This is a genomic window from Ensifer sp. 22521 (assembly GCF_052044795.1).
Taxonomy (GTDB): Bacteria; Pseudomonadota; Alphaproteobacteria; order Rhizobiales; family Rhizobiaceae; genus Ensifer.
Genome location: NZ_JBQENM010000004.1, coordinates 152,948 through 169,745, shown reverse-complemented (window position 1 = coordinate 169,745; position 16,798 = coordinate 152,948). Strand labels below are relative to the sequence as shown.

The following is a 16,798-nucleotide window of genomic DNA, read 5'->3' as shown; positions in this document are numbered from 1 at the left end:
CACCGGGCTCACGACCGGGGTATTCAGGACGAACTAAAATGAATGCTAACATCACCAAGCTCGCCACCGGCACGCCTTCGGAACGGCGGAAGGCCGAGATCACCAAGGACTTCATAAAGTCGTTCAGCATCATCCTGGTGTTTCTCGCGATCTGCGTGCTCTTCACATCACTGAACCAATACTTCCTGACATGGAACAACTGGCTTAACCTTCTTCGCCAGTCGAGCATCAACGGCATTCTCGCGATCGGCGTCACATTCGTCATCCTTACTAAGGGCATCGATCTTTCCGTCGGTTCCGTCATGGCCTTAGCGGGCATGGTGGCTGCCAACCTCGTCACGACGGGCAACGAGAACCCATTGATCTTTGCCATCGTTGCGGCGCTTGGAACGGGCGCGATCCTGGGTCTTGTCAACGGCGGCCTCATTGCACGGATCAACGTCCCACCGTTCGTGGCGACCCTCGGGATGCTGAGCATGGCGCGCGGCCTGACGCTCATTTATTCGGATGGACGCCCGATCGCCAACCTTTCTGCTTCGTTGCGCTGGATTGGCAGCGGAAACGTGCTTGGGCTTCCTGTCCCCGTCCTAGTGTTCTTCGCCGTCTTCATCATCGGGTGGATCACCCTCTCCCGCACGACTTTCGGGCGCTACATCTATGCCGTCGGCGGCAACGAGAAAGCTGCCCGTACCAGCGGTATTTCGACACGCACGGTCATTGCAGCCACCTACGTGATCTCCGGCCTGCTTGCCGGTCTCGGAGGCCTAGTCCTCACGGCTCGCACAACTGCTGCATTGCCTCAAGCCGGTATCGGCTACGAACTCGACGCCATCGCGGCGGTCGTTATTGGCGGAACAAGCTTGTCCGGGGGGCGCGGCTCCCTTGTAGGGACGCTTTTCGGCGCCCTGATTATCGGCACCATCAATAACGGCATGGATTTGATGGGCGTCTCTTCCTACTACCAGCAGCTATTGAAAGGAGCCATCATCGTATTAGCCGTGATTGCTGACCAAATCAGAAAATAACAGAAGCGAACATCGATACCAAAGTGGAGGAGAATACAATGAAAAGACGTACGTTTATTGCGGCGATCGCAGCTTCTACATTCTTGCTCAGCGCAAGTCTGGCAGCCGCCCAAGAGAAAATCCGTATCGCAGCACTTTCGTTCGGTGAATCCGGCGAATACATGAAGGCTTGGTCGACTGAGATCCAAAACCACCCGGCCGTCAAAGAGGGAAAGGTCGAGATCACCGTTTTCGATGGCAAATACGATCCCTTGGTGCAATCCAACCAGATCGATACCGCAGTGACCCAGCAGTTCAATGCCATCATCATGGCGCCGTTCGATCTTGAAGCGTCCGCGCCCGCAATCGACAAGGCGGTTGAAGCAAAGATTCCGGTGATTGTTTCGGCGCTGAAGACCGCATCTGAGAACTACACCGCTTCGATCATCGTCGACGACCGCGAAGGCGGCAAGATCATCGCCGAAGAGATGGCCAAGCGTCTGCCGAACGGCGGAAACCTGGTGCTCATGGAAGGTCCGATCGGCCAGTCGGCTCAGATCGAACGCCGCGCCGGCGTCGACGCCGGACTCGCAGCGCATTCGAACCTTAAACTGCTGGTCGACAAGAGTGGCAACTGGAGCCGCGCCGAAGGCCAGGCTCTCATGGAAAACTGGCTTTCCGCCTATCCGAACCAGATCAACGGCATTCTTGCCGAGAATGACGAGATGGCGCTGGGCGCGATCGAGGCGATGAAGGCTGCCAACGTGGACCTCGGCAAGGTGCCGGTCATCGCTATCGACGGTATCCCGGACGCGATGCGCGCCGTGGAGAGCGGCGAGATGGCAGTCACGCTTTACAAATATGCACGGGCGGAAGGCCAAGGCGCAGTAGATTTGGCGTTACGCCAAGTAATCGGACCAGAATACAAGCCACAGTCGGACGTCTGGATGGAACTCATGGAGTGGAAGGACGGCACTCAAAAAGACTACACGGTTCCGTGGCTCGTCTTGGATAAGGACAACGTGAAAACATACAAGTGATTATTATCGGCGAGCCCGAATTTCCGGGCTCGCCACTATTGGATCAAGGTGACAAATGACTGTGCTAGAGAAGAGAAAAATCGGAAATACCGGTGTCGAGCTGACTTCACTGGGCCTCGGGACGTCACCATTGGGTGGGTGCGGGGTGAGCGTCCCGTTTGCCGATTTCGAAGCTGTAATCCTCAAAGCCTATGATCTTGGCGTTCGGTACTTCGACACTGCGCCGCTCTATGGGCTGGGAAAGTCGGAGCACAGCCTTGGCCACGTCCTTCGCGTAAACGGGCTTCTCAAAGACGTTGTGATCAGCAGCAAAGCTGGCCGCATCCTCAAGCCCGCAAGCCGCTCCAAGCGGGCAGAAAGCCTTTATGGCATCGACTGGATCGATCCACTGCCGTATGTCGACGAATACGACTACTCATACGATGGCATTATGCGGTCCTTCGAGGATAGCCAGCAGCGCATGGGCGTAGACGGCCTTGATATCCTCTACCTTCATGATGTCAGCGGCGTCTGGCACCGCGACAGCTATGATCTCTACCTCTCGCAACTTCGCGACAGCGGTTATCGTGCGTGCGACGAACTGCGAAGCAGTGGCGCAGTCAAGGCGATCGGTCTCGGAGTCAACGAAACTGCGTCCGTCCTTCAGGTCGCGGCGGAATTCAACCTGGACTGCTCTCTGGTAGCTGGCCGCTATACGCTGCTCAACCATCAGCCGCTTGAGGACTTCTTCCCCGAAGCCCAGCGTCGCGGGATCGCGATCATTGCAGGCGGCGTCTACAACTCAGGCGTCCTTGCGGAGGGGAGCAAAGGGGCAGCGGCGGTGAGAACCTATGACTATCAATCGGCGAGCCCCGAAATCTTGAGGCGAGTAGAGGCGCTTGAGGCCGTCTGCGCCGAGTTCAACATTTCGCTCGCCACCGCCGCTACGCAATTTGTGTACTCGCATCCGGCTGTAACGGCTGTTGTTCAGGGTGCGCTCAGCACTCGCCATGTGGAGGCAAACGTCGCCGCAATCTCTGCGAAGGTTCCCCCTGAATTCTGGTCCGAACTAAAGGCGAGAGGCCTCATACCGGACGCTGCGCCGATCATCGATCTAGCCGCTTGATTGTAACGCCAATTGTTAGGGGAGTAAGAAATGCCGGAGCTTGAAATTCGTCCGCTTGGCAGGTCCAACGTGCAGGTGACGTCGCTGGGACTAGGAACGGTACCGCTGTCCGGTTTCAACGCCGCCGTCTCGTACGCCGAATTCGAGGCTACGATCCTGGCGGGGTACGAGTCCGGGATACGTTATTTTGATTGCGCCCCAATGTATGGCTTTGGGAAGTCCGAGCACTTTCTCGGGCACGCACTCCGAGTGAATGACCTGCGAAAAGACGTCGTCGTCAGCACGAAAGTCGGCCGCGTCCTGAAGCCCGCAAGCCGCACTGCAAAGCTTGAGACCGTCTACGGGATCGAATGGATAGATCCCCTACCCTTCCTGGACACCTACGACTACACCTACGACGGGATCATGAGATCCTTTGAGGATAGTCAGCATCGTCTCGGTCTCGACTATATAGACGTCCTGCTTGTTCACGACGTAGGTCGGGCGTGGCACGGCGATCAAAGCGAATTCTATTGGAACCAGCTGCGAGCCTCTGGATATAGGGCGCTCGACGAATTGCGTGCAAACAAGTGTGTTTCGGCTATCGGTCTCGGGGTCAACGAGACAGAGTCGGTGATCGGCGTCTCGAGAGAGTTTTCAATTGACTGCGCATTAGTTGCAGGACGTTACACGCTACTCAATCACGAGCCCCTGAACTCAGCCTTCGACGAACTGCTGGCGCGCAATGTATCGATTGTCGCCGGCGGGATTTTCAACTCGGGAATCCTGGCTGCTGGAACTGGCGGTTCCACCGCGACCTACGACTACGGCAAGGTCCCAAGCGCCGTCCTCGATCGCGTCAGGGAAATCGAGGGCGTTTGCAGAGAATTCAAAGTCAGTCTTCCTGCCGCAGCGATGCAGTTCGTTTACGCTCACCCGGCAGTGGCCACACTTGTCATGGGGGCGAAGGGCAACAAGGAAGTCATGCAGAATGTTGCGTCGATGAACGAAGCGATCCCGGCCGCATTCTGGAGTGCACTGACGTCTGCCGGTCTCCTGCCTGCCACCGCACCGCTTCCGGCAGCCGCCTGATGCACGGCGGAGCGGTCCAAAATCTATTGCCATTCGCTTGCCGCGAGGAACCGAGTGCGATCGAGCGTCAGGAGCAGCGGGACGACCTTTCGTCATTGGTTCGCGTCTATGGCGAGATCATAGCGTTGTTGTCGTTCGTCCATCTTGGCGCCACCGCGCGGGGCCTCGAGGTGCACTCCGCTTTACTCGACGAGCGCGCGACACAGCTTCTGGTCACCGCGCGGGAAAGGGAAGCTGCTTTGAAGCCACTGATGGCAACCGAACACACCCGGCGACATTTAAGACGGGTCCGCACAAGACTTGAGCGGTTCAAGCTCGCGGGAGTTTGTGATGTAGTTCATGGGCAAGCGATGCACGTACTATCCGAAGCCTTGACGGAATTGAGAGCCGCTTCAGCCGTGTTGGGCACCACAACGTTCGACACAACTGGCTGCTGCGCTGGAGGAGCTTTTGCCAACATGGAGAAGTGGGATGGGAACACATTCCGTTTGGGTACTTGAGTACGCGCGTAGCCCGGTCCATCCGGTCAGTGGCGTCCTGTATGGGGCGCACAATAAAGGCACAATGAACCTTCCGTTCGCGTATATCTTGATTAAGACGGCCGGCGCGGTCGCACTGGTGGACGTAGGCCATGATGCAAACGATTTCGGAGGAAAAATTGCCAATTCAATCGGTGTGACCGGTTGGACGCCGCCAGAGGTGGTGCTGTCGGAGTGCGGTGTTCGCCCTGAGGATGTCACCCAAATTTTCCTCACGCATGCGCACTTCGATCACATCGGAGGCCTCAAATTCTTTCCTAACGCGAAGATCTATCTTCAAAAGAAGGAGTTGGAGTCCTGGATGTGGATTCTCGCAAAGGGTCCTCGGTTCCGATCGCTGCAAGCAGGTCTAAACCCCGCGGACATCCTGTACCTCGCCCAGGCGAACATCGAAGGTCGTCTCGAACTCGTGGATGGCGATCGGGAAAACGCTCTTCCCGGCATTCACCTGTATCCTGCGCACGATACGCACACGGCGGGATCGCAGTATGTGGTCATTGATCGAGGCGGCGCTGATAATTTGGTCCTGTCAGGGGACGTGATCTATACCTACCAAAATGTGACGGGTGAGGACCCGTCGAATCCATGCTTTGTTCCACCGGGTCTCGCCAATGGCAGCCAGACGAAACTGATTGAGGCAGCAGAAGAAATGCTGGCCATCGTGGGGCATGACGAGCGACGGATTATTCCCGTCCACGAAGAAAAGCTGGCCCAGCTATATCCGTCACGCGTGTCCGATCGTGGCCTGCAGATTATCGAAGTGTGTCTCGCCGAAAACGAAGTTTCCAGAGTGTGATGTTGATCTTACGTAAGCGGTGTTTCTGAGATGAATGCACAAGACCACGTCATCATGACGTATCTGATCGAATGCGAAGGCGATCCACTTGCCTTTGCCTCCAAGATCGCCAGCGACCAATCAACCGGTACCTTTGTGGATCTTCCGGGCGAAACACCGGAACTGAAGGCCCGGGTCGCGGCTCGCGTGCTGGAAGTACGCGAAATTCCGCCAAACGCGCGCGCCTCGATCCCGCAGACGGCCGGTAGCGGACCGTATCGCAGAGTGGAGGCAGACATAGCGTTTCCGATGGAAGCGATCGGCGACGACCTGGCCGCCTTGATGACCATAACCGTGGGCGGAGTCTTTTCGATCCGCGGATTCACCGGAATTCGGGTCCTGCGCATGCAGTTGCCTGATGGATTTGGGGCAACCTACCCAGGTCCCCAATTCGGCATAAACGGAACGCGCCAACTTACGGGGGTCGAGAACCGTCCCATAATCGGAACAATAATCAAGCCCGCGCTTGGCCTACGCCCGCACGAGACGGCCGAAATGGTGAAGGAACTCATCGCCTCCGGGGTGGACTTCATCAAGGACGACGAAAAACTGTGCGGTCCGCCCTATTCTTCGCTAGAAGACCGGGTGGCTGCGATCATGCCCTTAATCAAGGACCATGAGCAGCGGACCGGCAAGAAGGTGATGTATGCCTTCAACATCTCACACGTCGATCCGGACGTTATGATGCGGAACCATGACATGGTGGCCGCCGCAGGCGGAAACGCAGCGGTAATCAACATCAATTCGATCGGCCAGGGCTCCTTCCTATTCCTGAGAAAACGTTCTCGGTTGGCCCTGCACGCGCATCGGAATGGATGGGATATTCTCACCCGTCACCCGGGGCTCGGCATGAACTTCTCGGTCTACCAACAGTACTGGCGATTACTCGGGGTCGACCAGTTTCAGATCAACGGTATTGGGTCGAAGTACTGGGAACCCGACGACTCCTTCATCCAATCTTTCCACGATCTCGCTGTCCCTTTTCAGGCGGAAAGGCAAAGTCCGATGCCGGTGGTCTGCTCCGGTCAGTGGGGCGGGCAGGCACCGGAAACATATCGGCGTACGGGGCGGACACTCGATCTCCTATACCTCTGCGGCGGCGGCGTAGTCAGTCACCCCGGAGGCCCTGGCGCTGGCGTCAAGGCGGTCAGGCAAGCCTGGGAGGCAGCGCAAGAGGGCATTGAGCTCGATGTCTATGCGCGAAGCCATCCGGAATTGAAGCAGGCGCTGGAGAAGTTCGGCCGCCCATCGTAGGCACCCGCCAAATGCGGCAGGCGCGAGCATTGCAGGATACGTGAATGAAAAAAGAAGTAATGCGCCTTGTTTCGGTTGCAACCGTAACCCAGGCGGCGGACATAAAGGCCGCCTTCTCCGCTGACCCCGACCGTTTCTCGAAGTACAGCGTCCGCTTTGGCGATCTGCTGTTCGACTATTCGAAATGCGCCGTCAACGACAGGGTGCTGGACGGACTGGAGGCGCTCGCCAAGGCCGCCAAGGTCGAGGAAAAGCGGGAGGCGATGTTCCGCGGCGACATCATCAACATCACCGAGGAGCGCGCCGTGCTGCACACGGCGCTGCGCAACCGCAGCAACTGCCCGATCCTCGTCGACGGCAAGGACGTGATGCCCGATGTCAACGGCGTGCTTGCCGCCATGGGCGCCTTTGCCGACGGCATCCGCTCGGGCGCGCTGAAAGGTGCGACCGGCAAGAAGATCACCGACGTCGTCAACATCGGCATCGGCGGCTCGGACCTCGGTCCTGTCATGGCGACGTTGGCGCTTGCGCCCTTCCACGACGGCCCGCGCCTGCACTTCGTTTCCAACATCGATGGCGCCCATATCGCCGATACGCTGAAGCTGATCGATCCGGAAACCTCGCTCTTCATCATCGCCTCGAAGACCTTCACCACCATCGAGACGATGACCAACGCGGCGACCGCCCGCGCCTTCATCGCCGGCAAGCTCGGCGAGGCTGCCGTCGGCCATCACTTCGCAGCCGTTTCGACCGCGCTCGACAAGGTCGCCGCCTTTGGCATCGACCAGGCCCGCGTCTTCGGCTTCTGGGATTGGGTCGGCGGGCGCTACTCGATCTGGTCGGCGATCGGCCTGCCGCTGATGATCGCCGTCGGCAAGGAGAATTTCGGCCGCTTCCTCGATGGCGGCCACGCCATAGACGAACATTTCCGCACCGCACCGATCCGAAAGAACATACCGGTCCTGCTCGGCCTTCTCGGCTTCTACCACCGCAACGTGCTCGGCTACCCGTCGCGGGCAATCCTGCCCTACGACCAGCGCCTGTCGCGTTTCCCCGCCTACCTGCAGCAGCTCGACATGGAATCGAACGGCAAGGCGGTGACGCTCGACAGCAAGCCCGTGGAATATTCGACCGGTCCGGTCGTCTGGGGCGAGCCCGGCACCAACGGCCAGCACGCCTTCTACCAGCTCATCCATCAGGGCACCGACGTCATTCCGGCCGAGTTCATGATCGCCGCCAACGGCCATGAAAAGAACCTGCGTCACCAGCACGAGCTACTGATCGCCAATTGCCTGGCCCAGTCGGAAGCGCTGATGAAGGGCCGCACGCTCGCGGAAGCCAAGGCGCAGCTGACAGCCAAGGGCATGGCGGACGCGAAGGCCGATAGGATCGCGCCGCACCGCGTTTTCACCGGCAACCGCCCGTCGCTGACGATCGTCTACGATCAGCTCGATCCCTTTGCGCTCGGCCGCCTGATCGCGCTCTACGAACACCGGGTCTTCGTCGAGGGCGCGCTCTTCAACATCAACTCCTTCGACCAGTGGGGCGTCGAGCTCGGCAAGGAACTGGCAACCGGTCTGCTGCCGGTCGTCGAAGGTAAGGAGAGTGCTGCCAGCCACGATTCTTCGACGGCAGGTCTGGTCGCGGCCCTGCTGAAGGCCGCTCGATAGCAACCGAGATTTCGGGCCGATCGCGCCCTCCATCGCCTGCTACCGTCACAAGATCTGGCCGCTGCTGCCGAATTGTCATTTCGGGATCTTTGCGATCGCTGCATGCCTTGCAGCTTTCACGGTTTCCGGCAGAAGCCTATTATCGACCACAACCTGCTTTGTAGCCTCGTCTCCGCCCACAACGTGGTCGACATCGCCCATCAATGCATCGAAGCCTTGTTTCGCAACGAGGACACGATCATTTTTGCGACTTCTGCCGATCGGGGAGTTCCCCATCCCGGCATTCGCGTGGAAGTCGGTGTCCGTTGCACCTGGCAGCAATGCGGTCACTGTGACTCCGCTTCCCCTAAGTTCCTCCCGCAGGGATTCTGCGAACGAGAAGCCGAACGCCTTCGAAGGTCCGTAGGTGGTTTCGAATGGTGTTGGTGAAGTCGCCGATATCGACGACACGACGAGGATACGGCCTTTCCCCCTTGCCACCATATGTTTCACGACGTGTTTGGCCAGATGCACGGTTCCGGTCACGTTGACCGCAATCACGCGAAGTTCGTCCTCGAGTGGAGTGTCTGAGAAGGCTCCTCCGACTGCTATGCCGACATTCAAGGCACACGCTTCGATTGGTCGGCCGAGGTCGATGACAAAACGCCAGAAGCCTTCCACACCCTCATAGGTTCCGGCGTCGGCCTGAAAAGGGAATGCCTCGCCGCCTTCCTGGCGAAGCTGCACAGCGGCCTCAAGTATTCTCTCGCTTGAACCAGAGATTGCGACATCGAACCCATTTTGCGCAAATTGCTTGGCAAGCTCCAAGCCGATACCTGACGAAGCACCTGTCACCATCGCAAGCGGACGACCGTTCATTTTCAACTCCAATTCAATTCCACGGGGAGATTTCATCGCTAGGCGATCACGCGGACAACGAACGGATCACCACTTTCCGAATCTAGGGGACGGGGCATCTGACGTGGAGAATGGACGGGTTCAACATGGCGATGAGCCGAGTTCATCACTGAATCCGGAACAGACGGCGGTAAATCCCGCCTGGGACTAATTGCACGTCAGCCCCAATAGCGCGTCAAATCTGACCCGCGCAGCATTTTTCGGAACTGACGTCCCAACTCCAAGACCCGGTTTGCGGTCGCGCCGTGTTGTCGCTGCCAACTACTGGCTGGCAAGCTCCGGCAATTCCACCATATCGTCGAACAGAACTTCTGGATTAAGTGCAGCAAGCGCCATCCGGTGGCGGTAATTTCGCGCATGGCTGCCGCCGGCAAAGGCAAAGACCCTCATGCCCGCTGCCTTTGCCGCTTCGATCCCGGCCGGACTGTCCTCGACGACGACGCAATCCTTGGGAGCAAACCCCATTTCCCGACAAGCGTAAAGGAACAGATCCGGTGCCGGCTTGCCCTGTGTCACCATCGTAGCGGAAAAGATATTCGGTTCGAACGTATCGATGAGACCGGTAACGGTCAGCGACAAGCGGATGCGTTCGGGCAGGCTCGAAGAGGCAACGCAGGAGGCCGCCCCCAAAAGTTCTACCGCTGTCCGAACTCCGGCAACCGGCCGAAGCTCACGCCGAAACTTTTCGTACAGCCGCTGGCGCATGTCGTGGAGAAACGCCTGATTTGTCGCGAAACCGTAGTCTTCATGGAGGATCGCCGACATGCTTTTAAGACTGCGCCCAAGAAAACGTTCGTTTGCCTCTTCGGCTGATATTGTCACGCCGGCCGAGGAAAGCAGTTCCACCAACATCTGCAGAGAGATCGGTTCGCTGTCGACCAAAACGCCGTCGCAGTCGAAGATCACCAGCCTATGCGCTGCGTCCGCCATCGCACTTCACCCCTCCAATTTGCCGTTCAGATAGTGTTGGAGCGTAGAGCGAGTTCCTTCAGACTGGAGCGAATGCAGGGCCTTGGCAAACCGCTGTCTGAAAACATTGGAAGCAGCAACATCACCGAAAATATCCTCGAGTTTGAGGAACGCATACGGATCGGTCTTCGCCTCGATCGCCGCAGCGCGGAGGCGTTCGATGTTTGGGTCGTTGAAGGCGATGGCCTTGCCGCTGTCGGTAGTGCCGGCAAAGTAGCGGCACCAAAGCGCCGAAACGAGCGAAAGACCGCGACATCTTTGCCCCTCGCCAGCCGATCGGCGGTCGACGGCAGGATGAATTTCGGCTGGCGATTGGAGCCGTCCTGCGCCAGCCGCGGGATCGTGTCGCCGATCTTCGGGTTCGAGAAGCGCGTCTCGATCAGCTTGTAGTAGTCGCCGAGGTTGGTGTTCGGCACCGGCGGGATGACCGGAATGATCTCGTCATGCTCGAGCTTGGAGAGAAAGGCGCGGATCAGCGGCTCTTCGATTGCCTCGGGCACGAAATGGATGTCGAGAAGCGCCGCGGGATAGGCGATCGCCGCATGGCCACCGTTGAGGATGCGGATCTTCATGTGCTCGTAGGGTGCTACGTCGGGCACGAACTGGACACCCACCTTCTCCAGAGCCGGCCGTCCGAGCGGAAAATGTCTTCGAGCACGCATTGCTTGAACTCTTCGCAGAACACCGGCCAGGCGTCCTCGATGCCGTAGTCGTCGGCGACGATGGCGATCTCGCGCAAGCCGGTTCCGGCGTGATCCGGTCGACCATGCCGTCCGGAAAGGCGACATTGGCTTCGATCCAGTCGGCAAAGACGCGGTCATGAAGACGGGCAAGGCCGGAAACCGCCGCATGAGTGACCTCGCCATTGCCGGGAATGTTGTCGCAGGACATCGCCGTGAAGGGCGGGACGTTCTTGTCGCGGCGGGCTTTCAGGCCGGCGACGATCAGCCCGAACACGGTTTTCGGTTCGGGATTGGCCGCATCCTCCGCGATTGCCGGATGCTTCGGATTGAACGCCCCCGACGCCGGCTGGCACACAAATAGGGGCCAGCCGCATGTCTCTTGGCGTGCTGTAGCCCTTCACACCGGGCCGAGCGCTTCGATCGCGGAGGCAGGCCTGGAAATCGCCAGCATTTTACCCGGCTCTAAGCGACCTGATGACCACGCAGGTCGCGGCCGAACGCCTTTCCTCTCTTCGAGTCGGTTGGGCACGTGGCCGCGGTCGCAAACACCGTGTGCTGGCTTCCTCAAGCGATACGGACCATCCGAACGAAGCGCACTGCAAGCCTATCGCTCTGGAGTAATGTGCTCTTGCTCCTGGCCGTTACACTCTGGTGCATCTATGGGCTCGGGATCGGGGCCGTCCCTGTATGATCGCGAACGCATGCTCGATAGTTCTGATCAGCATCATCATCTTCTTGAAAGTTAGACACGGATAGCGCCTTCGTTGGAGCGGCACCCGAGTGGAAACGACCCTAACCGCGCGCAAGCAAGTGGTGGGTCCGAGCGGCTGCGATATCGGCGACCACCGAAAGCGCGATCGCCGAGGCATCCCTAGCTTTGCCAAAGATCCCAATGGGCGCTTTGATGCGAGCTATATCCGCCTCGGCGACGCCAGATTTGCGTAGCGCAGCGACGCGCTTCTCATGCGTTCTTTGGCTTCCAAGCGCGCCGATGTAGAACGGTCTCGAAATCAGTGCCGCACCCAGGATCGGCAATTCACGATCAAGATCGTGAAGGAGAAGCGCGACGGCTGAGTTCTCATCGATCATCGAAAGGAAGGGACCGGGGTCCTTTTGCGGGTCTGCGGCGTGAACCTCGAAACCGGCCGCTTGGGCAACCCGCACCGTCATCGTCATTTCGATGGCACTTCCGCAAACGAGCAGGCGAGCGCGCGGACGGTATCCGGTTACAAAAGCGCCGCCTCTCCAGCCGCTTCGACTGTCGCCGACGACTTGGTGAACAACAGCTTCCAGCTTTGGATCGTATTCGAGCCCCGCGGGGCGTCGAGCCGCCAGTTCCGTCAAAATCCGGCCAACAGCGTCCGTGCTGCGCAAAATATGGATCGACAGACTGATCCCGCCACCGCACGGCAAAACAATGTCGAAGAATGGCGATCCCTGCCCCAGGCGCAGTACTCGATCATGTCCCGCGCGAAGGGTTTCAACGGCCTCGGCTGCTACAGCCGGCTCGGTGCAGCCACCTGAGACGAAGCCACAATAGAGACCGTCAGCGCGCACCGCCATCTGAGCTCCGAGCGGCCTAGCACTGCCACCCGTTATCTCCACCAGGGTCACTAAGGCGACTGGCATACCGTCGCGCGCCGCTGCATAAGCGTACTCGAGTATTTCGATCGGGTCGTCGGTCAAGAACGCGATTTTGGGCGCTGCGTTCTCGAAATTGCGACTATCAGCCTTTACCCTCCCCGCTGAGCGTTCCGTCATCATTTTTCGCCGAACAAGCGATCAATCTGCCCCGCCACTTCGGCAATGCTCTGAGTGGCGTCAATACGTCGGAGCAACTGCCGCGACTCATAAAAAGGCAGCAACACCATGGTCGCGCGGGTGAAGTCGTCGACTCTCCTTCTAAGTGCTTCGCTATTGTCGTCCGAGCGGACTTGAACGCCTGAACTCTTGGACTGGGCAACTCTCTTGGCTATTCGCTCAGCCAGTTCGCCAATCGCAATGTCAAAGACCACCACATGGTTCAATGGCTCGGCCATTTTTTGTAGAAGGACTTCGAGGGCGCGCGCCTGTTCCAAGGTTCTTGGGAAGCCGTCCAAGATGAATCCTTGCGCTTCGGCTTTGTGCGAGAGGGTTTCCTCGACCAAACCTATCACGACCTCATCGGGGACGAGTTCGCCGCTGTCTACGGCTTCTTTGGCTTTCAGGCCGAGAGGTGTCCCCTTTGCGATTGCTTGACGTAAAAGATCGCCTGTTGAGATATGAAGTAGACCGTAGTCTCGGACGAGGCGCTCCGCTTGCGTTCCCTTGCCCGCTCCGGGAGCGCCGATAAGGACCAAATTGACCATCGTCAGATTCCTTTGCACATATATTCTGTTTTCGGGGATGTCATGCTGGCCGTCCTCAGAGGCATTGTCGCCGTCAGCGCCTCCCGCGCACATCGACTTCAAACGGTGATGTCCAGCAGAAGAACGCGGTGAACGAAATTCCACGCCCAGCATCGATGGCCACCGCCGAGATTGTTTCGACGGCGGCCTTTGTTTAGCTTGTCAAAGCGTCGCTCATGACAAGTGGTCCCAGTACCCGCCTGGCCGCGTCGCCAAAATGATTGGGTCGCCGCGAGGCACGATTGACATTCACATGGATGAAGAAGCCCTCTGCCGCCGCGATCTCGTCGTCGTTGCGGAAAAGTCCGATCTCGTATCGAACGGACGAGTTACCAAGTTTCGCGACCCGAATTCCCGCAGTGATAACATCCGGGAATGCCATCTCAGCATGGTAGCGGCAGCCAGTTTCGACAACGAGAAAGATTTCTGAGCCGCCGCTTATGTCCAACACTCCGTTCTCGATCAGAAATCCGTTCACTGCGGTGTCGAACACGCTGTAGTGAACGACATTGTTCATGTGCCCGTAGGTGTCGTTGTCCGACCACCGTGTCCCTATCGTCCGAAAGACTTGGTAGGCCGACCGTTTGCTGGGCTCTATCCGTTCCTTCATCACCAAGCCGCCTTGTAAATGAAGAGTGCGTCCGCTTCGCTCACATCGCGTGGGTTGTTCGCCAGCAGCCGCGTTTGCTTCATGGCGTCACGCGCCATTGCTGTCAGGCTTTCCTCCCCAATGCCGACGTCACGCAGACGAGACTGCAACCCGAGCCCCGCGGAGAGTGCCGAAAGCCGTTCGATAAACGCAGCACAACGTCCCTGAACGCTTTGCTCAGAGGCGAGGTCCGGAAAGACGTCTGTGGCTACCTCGGCATAAGCCGGAGCAGCTTGAGGAGCATTGAAGCGCAATACATGCGGCAGCACGAGCGCGTTCGAGAGGCCGTGCGGAACGTGGAAGGTCCCGCCGATGGGATAGGCGAGCGCATGCACGGCGGCGACGGGCGAGTTTGCGAACGCCTGCCCCGCGAGCATCGACCCGAGAAGCATTGCGCCTCTCGCTTCCCGATCCTTGCCGTCGAGTACAGCCGTTTCAATGTTTGATCCCAGAAGCTGCAGGGCTTGCCTGGCGAGCAATTTCGACAAGGGGTTGTTGTTCGCGTTCTTGGACGTGTAGGCCTCTATCGCATGCACCATCGCGTCAACGCCCGTGGCGGCTGTGATGTGAGGCGGAAGGCCCACCGTAAGGTCCGCGTCGAGTATCGCCACATCTGGCAGGATAATCGGCGACGAAACACCGCGCTTCTCATCGCCCCCAACCGTGATGATGGAGACCGGTGTGACTTCCGATCCGGTGCCGGCTGTCGTTGGAATGAGCGCCAGAGGGAGCCGCGGTCCCTTTGCGTTCCCAACACCCCAGGCTCCGTCGACGTCTTCGCCGGAACCGCAGAGAAGGGCGACCACCTTCGCCACATCGAGGGACGAGCCGCCGCCGAAGCCGATGACACCGGTCACTCCAGCCGCCTTCGCAACGTCCGTGGCTGCGAGAAGCGTTGTAAGCGAAGGGTCTGCTTCGACGCTGTCAAATATGATCACGTCGATTCCCGAGTTCGCCAGGGATTTCAGGGCAAGGTCGCAGAGGCCGAGCCTGCGGAGTCCTGTGTCGGTGACAAAGAGGATGCGGTCACCGAGCTTGTGCTTCACTAGACCGCCGATTTCGGACGAAGCACCAGGCCGAAAAACGATCTGGGCGGTCGTGCTGAAAACAAAGGGATTCATGCAAAACTCCATTCTGTATACTTAGTTACGCCGCTGGAAGCCTCTCACGAAGCTTCACTCGCAGGATCTTGCCTGATCCGGTGCGCGGAATTTCATCCACGACGTAGATCCGATCGGGAATCTTGTATGCGGACAGACGTGCCTTGCAGTGGCCGATGAGGTCATCTTGGTCGAGCGTGGCTGCAGTTTTGAGTACCACGCAGGCGACCGGTACTTCTCCCAACATGGCATGAGGCATGCCTATGACTGCGCAATCCATCACTGCATCGAGGAGAAGGATCGTCTCCTCGACTTCCGCCGGCGCGATGTTCTGCCCACCGCGAATGATCAACTCTTTCAGACGGCCGGTGATCGTCAGGAAGCCGTTCTGGTCGCATCTCGCCAAATCCCCGGTGTGATACCATCCGTCTATGACAACCTTCTGCGTCTCCTGGGGCTTGTTGTGATAACCCTGCATCAGGTTGGGACCCTTGCAGATTAGCTCGCCTTCCATATCGACAGGCATGTCGAGACCTGTGTTGGGGTCGACAAGCCGGACACTTAAACCCGGCAGGGGCAAACCACAGGAACCCGAAACACGCCATTTGCCTGGCCAATTCATGGTAACCATCGTCGAGGTCTCGGTAATGCCGTAACCGTCAAGCAGAGGGACACCGAAGAAATCCTCGAAATCGTTGTTCAAGCTGCCTGGCAAGATTGCTCCGGCGGATACACAAAGCCGAACCGAAGATAGGAGTCTTTCGCCGCTCGTCTGGCATGCCGATAGGAAGTAATGGAAAACCGTCGGAACGCCCGGCATGAACGTGAAGCGGCCTGTCCGAAGCAAGTCCGTGGCTTGAGAAGTCGAGAACTTCTCCATGATGTACTCACTCGCACCAGTGGCGATGATTGAGAGTACTGCGATGTTCAACGCATATGAATGATAGAGGGGTAGCGTATTCAAGACGACGTCGTTTTCGCTCAACCCTGCGATCGGCGCCCAACACGATGCAGTGACCCACAACATCGATCGCGTCGATAAAAGCACTCCTTTGGGCTGCCCCGTCGTTCCCGACGTGTAGACGATATAGGCAGGCCGGTCGATATCCCGGTCGTCCTCAAAAGACGTAGTGGAAACGTCCAACTGAATCTGAAAGTCAGCGTTATCGCTCTCAGTCACAACTAAGGTAGAACGGCCCAGCCGCCGCACCAATTCTTCCGCCATCGCTCGCTTTTCCGGCGGGACCACCAAGAACGCGCAATCGGCATCTGTGACTCGATAGCTAAGTTCTGCTTCCGTAGATTCAATGCTGACGGGAACTGCGACGCCTCCAGCGCGCACGGCCGCAAGACACGCGACGACCCAATTGACAGAGTTCGGCAGAAAAATCGCCACAGCCTGTCCCTTTTCGAGACCCATAGCGATGAATTGAAAGGCCAGGTTCCGTGTCTCGCTTTCCAGACCTCGATAGGAGACGGACCGCCTCCTGTCCTCGAATGCCAGCTTTTCGGGGTACAGGCCGGCATTCCGCCGGAGCATCTCTCCGACGGGCGCGATAAGCTCAAAGTGTATCATGTTTCCTCCTCCCGCTCCT

The 16,798-nt window shown here is 58.4% G+C and carries 16 protein-coding genes and 1 pseudogene; 8 read left to right on the top strand and 9 right to left on the bottom strand.

All coding sequences use genetic code 11. From position 1 onward, the window contains the following. The first annotated feature begins 38 nt into the window (after window positions 1-38). The 7 genes from ACTJKE_RS06855 (at window position 39) to pgi (ending at window position 8,518) form a co-directional block, all read left to right on the top strand. Complete coding sequence (locus ACTJKE_RS06855; RefSeq protein ID WP_060520456.1) at window positions 39-1,025, top strand: ABC transporter permease; 987 nt, start codon at window positions 39-41, stop codon at window positions 1,023-1,025. Between the two features lie 38 nt (window positions 1,026-1,063). Then, window positions 1,064-2,044 (top strand): substrate-binding domain-containing protein, encoded by a 981-nt coding sequence (locus tag ACTJKE_RS06850; RefSeq protein ID WP_060520457.1) that lies wholly within the window; start codon window positions 1,064-1,066, stop codon window positions 2,042-2,044. A gap of 55 nt (window positions 2,045-2,099) precedes the next feature. After that, entirely contained in the window at window positions 2,100-3,149 is a 1,050-nt protein-coding gene (locus tag ACTJKE_RS06845; RefSeq protein ID WP_060520458.1) for an aldo/keto reductase, read from the top strand. A 30-nt stretch (window positions 3,150-3,179) separates the two neighbouring features. Then, complete coding sequence (locus ACTJKE_RS06840) at window positions 3,180-4,220, top strand: aldo/keto reductase (RefSeq protein WP_060520459.1); 1,041 nt, start codon at window positions 3,180-3,182, stop codon at window positions 4,218-4,220. Window positions 4,221-4,691: 471 nt separating this feature from the next. Continuing rightward, window positions 4,692-5,555, top strand: a complete 864-nt coding sequence (locus ACTJKE_RS06835; RefSeq protein WP_060520461.1) for an N-acyl homoserine lactonase family protein — start codon at window positions 4,692-4,694, stop codon at window positions 5,553-5,555. Window positions 5,556-5,585: 30 nt separating this feature from the next. Next, a complete protein-coding gene (gene oiaX / locus ACTJKE_RS06830) occupies window positions 5,586-6,848 on the top strand; it encodes a 3-oxo-isoapionate-4-phosphate decarboxylase OiaX (RefSeq protein WP_060520462.1) in 1,263 nt (420 codons plus the stop codon). Window positions 6,849-6,892: 44 nt separating this feature from the next. Beyond that, window positions 6,893-8,518 carry a glucose-6-phosphate isomerase gene (pgi, locus tag ACTJKE_RS06825; protein ID WP_250806555.1) on the top strand — a complete coding sequence of 542 codons (1,626 nt, stop codon included), beginning with the start codon at window positions 6,893-6,895 and terminating at the stop codon, window positions 8,516-8,518. Between the two features lie 75 nt (window positions 8,519-8,593). Here the strand turns inward: pgi and ACTJKE_RS06820 are convergent, their stop codons facing one another. The 4 genes and pseudogenes from ACTJKE_RS06820 to ACTJKE_RS06805 form a co-directional block, all read right to left on the bottom strand. Next, complete coding sequence (locus tag ACTJKE_RS06820) at window positions 8,594-9,376, bottom strand: SDR family NAD(P)-dependent oxidoreductase (protein WP_200949981.1); 783 nt, start codon at window positions 9,374-9,376, stop codon at window positions 8,594-8,596. Window positions 9,377-9,676: 300 nt separating this feature from the next. Then, window positions 9,677-10,345 (bottom strand): HAD family hydrolase, encoded by a 669-nt coding sequence (locus tag ACTJKE_RS06815; protein ID WP_440691522.1) that lies wholly within the window; start codon window positions 10,343-10,345, stop codon window positions 9,677-9,679. A 6-nt stretch (window positions 10,346-10,351) separates the two neighbouring features. Beyond that, window positions 10,352-10,920: pseudogene (locus ACTJKE_RS06810) on the bottom strand (hypothetical protein). Continuing rightward, on the bottom strand, window positions 10,826-11,341 hold the full coding sequence (locus ACTJKE_RS06805; protein ID WP_440691520.1) for a hypothetical protein: 516 nt from the start codon (window positions 11,339-11,341) through the stop codon (window positions 10,826-10,828). Before ACTJKE_RS06805 ends, ACTJKE_RS06810 begins: the two are co-directional and overlap by 95 nt. 255 nt (window positions 11,342-11,596) lie before the next feature. Here ACTJKE_RS06805 and ACTJKE_RS06800 point away from each other — a divergent pair, with 255 nt between their 5' ends. After that, a complete protein-coding gene (locus ACTJKE_RS06800; RefSeq protein WP_082566539.1) occupies window positions 11,597-11,758 on the top strand; it encodes a SemiSWEET family sugar transporter in 162 nt (53 codons plus the stop codon). A 101-nt stretch (window positions 11,759-11,859) separates the two neighbouring features. On the opposite strand, the gene ACTJKE_RS06795 is transcribed toward ACTJKE_RS06800, so the two are convergent. The 5 genes from ACTJKE_RS06795 to ACTJKE_RS06775 are packed head-to-tail and all read right to left on the bottom strand — an operon-like array spanning window position 11,860 to window position 16,779. Further along, on the bottom strand, window positions 11,860-12,831 hold the full coding sequence (locus tag ACTJKE_RS06795) for an XdhC family protein (protein WP_320410644.1): 972 nt from the start codon (window positions 12,829-12,831) through the stop codon (window positions 11,860-11,862). Beyond that, window positions 12,828-13,568, bottom strand: coding sequence for an adenylate kinase (locus ACTJKE_RS06790; protein ID WP_244496954.1), 741 nt, complete (start codon window positions 13,566-13,568; stop codon window positions 12,828-12,830). Before ACTJKE_RS06790 ends, ACTJKE_RS06795 begins: the two co-directional genes overlap by 4 nt. A 40-nt stretch (window positions 13,569-13,608) precedes the next feature. Beyond that, window positions 13,609-14,064: an acyl-CoA thioesterase gene (locus tag ACTJKE_RS06785; protein ID WP_060521595.1), complete on the bottom strand. Its 456-nt coding sequence runs from the start codon at window positions 14,062-14,064 to the stop codon at window positions 13,609-13,611. After that, window positions 14,064-15,224: an iron-containing alcohol dehydrogenase gene (locus ACTJKE_RS06780; protein WP_060521596.1), complete on the bottom strand. Its 1,161-nt coding sequence runs from the start codon at window positions 15,222-15,224 to the stop codon at window positions 14,064-14,066. Before ACTJKE_RS06780 ends, ACTJKE_RS06785 begins: the two co-directional genes overlap by 1 nt. A gap of 25 nt (window positions 15,225-15,249) precedes the next feature. Continuing rightward, window positions 15,250-16,779, bottom strand: coding sequence for a class I adenylate-forming enzyme family protein (locus tag ACTJKE_RS06775; protein WP_060521597.1), 1,530 nt, complete (start codon window positions 16,777-16,779; stop codon window positions 15,250-15,252). Between the last annotated feature and the right edge of the window lie 19 nt (window positions 16,780-16,798).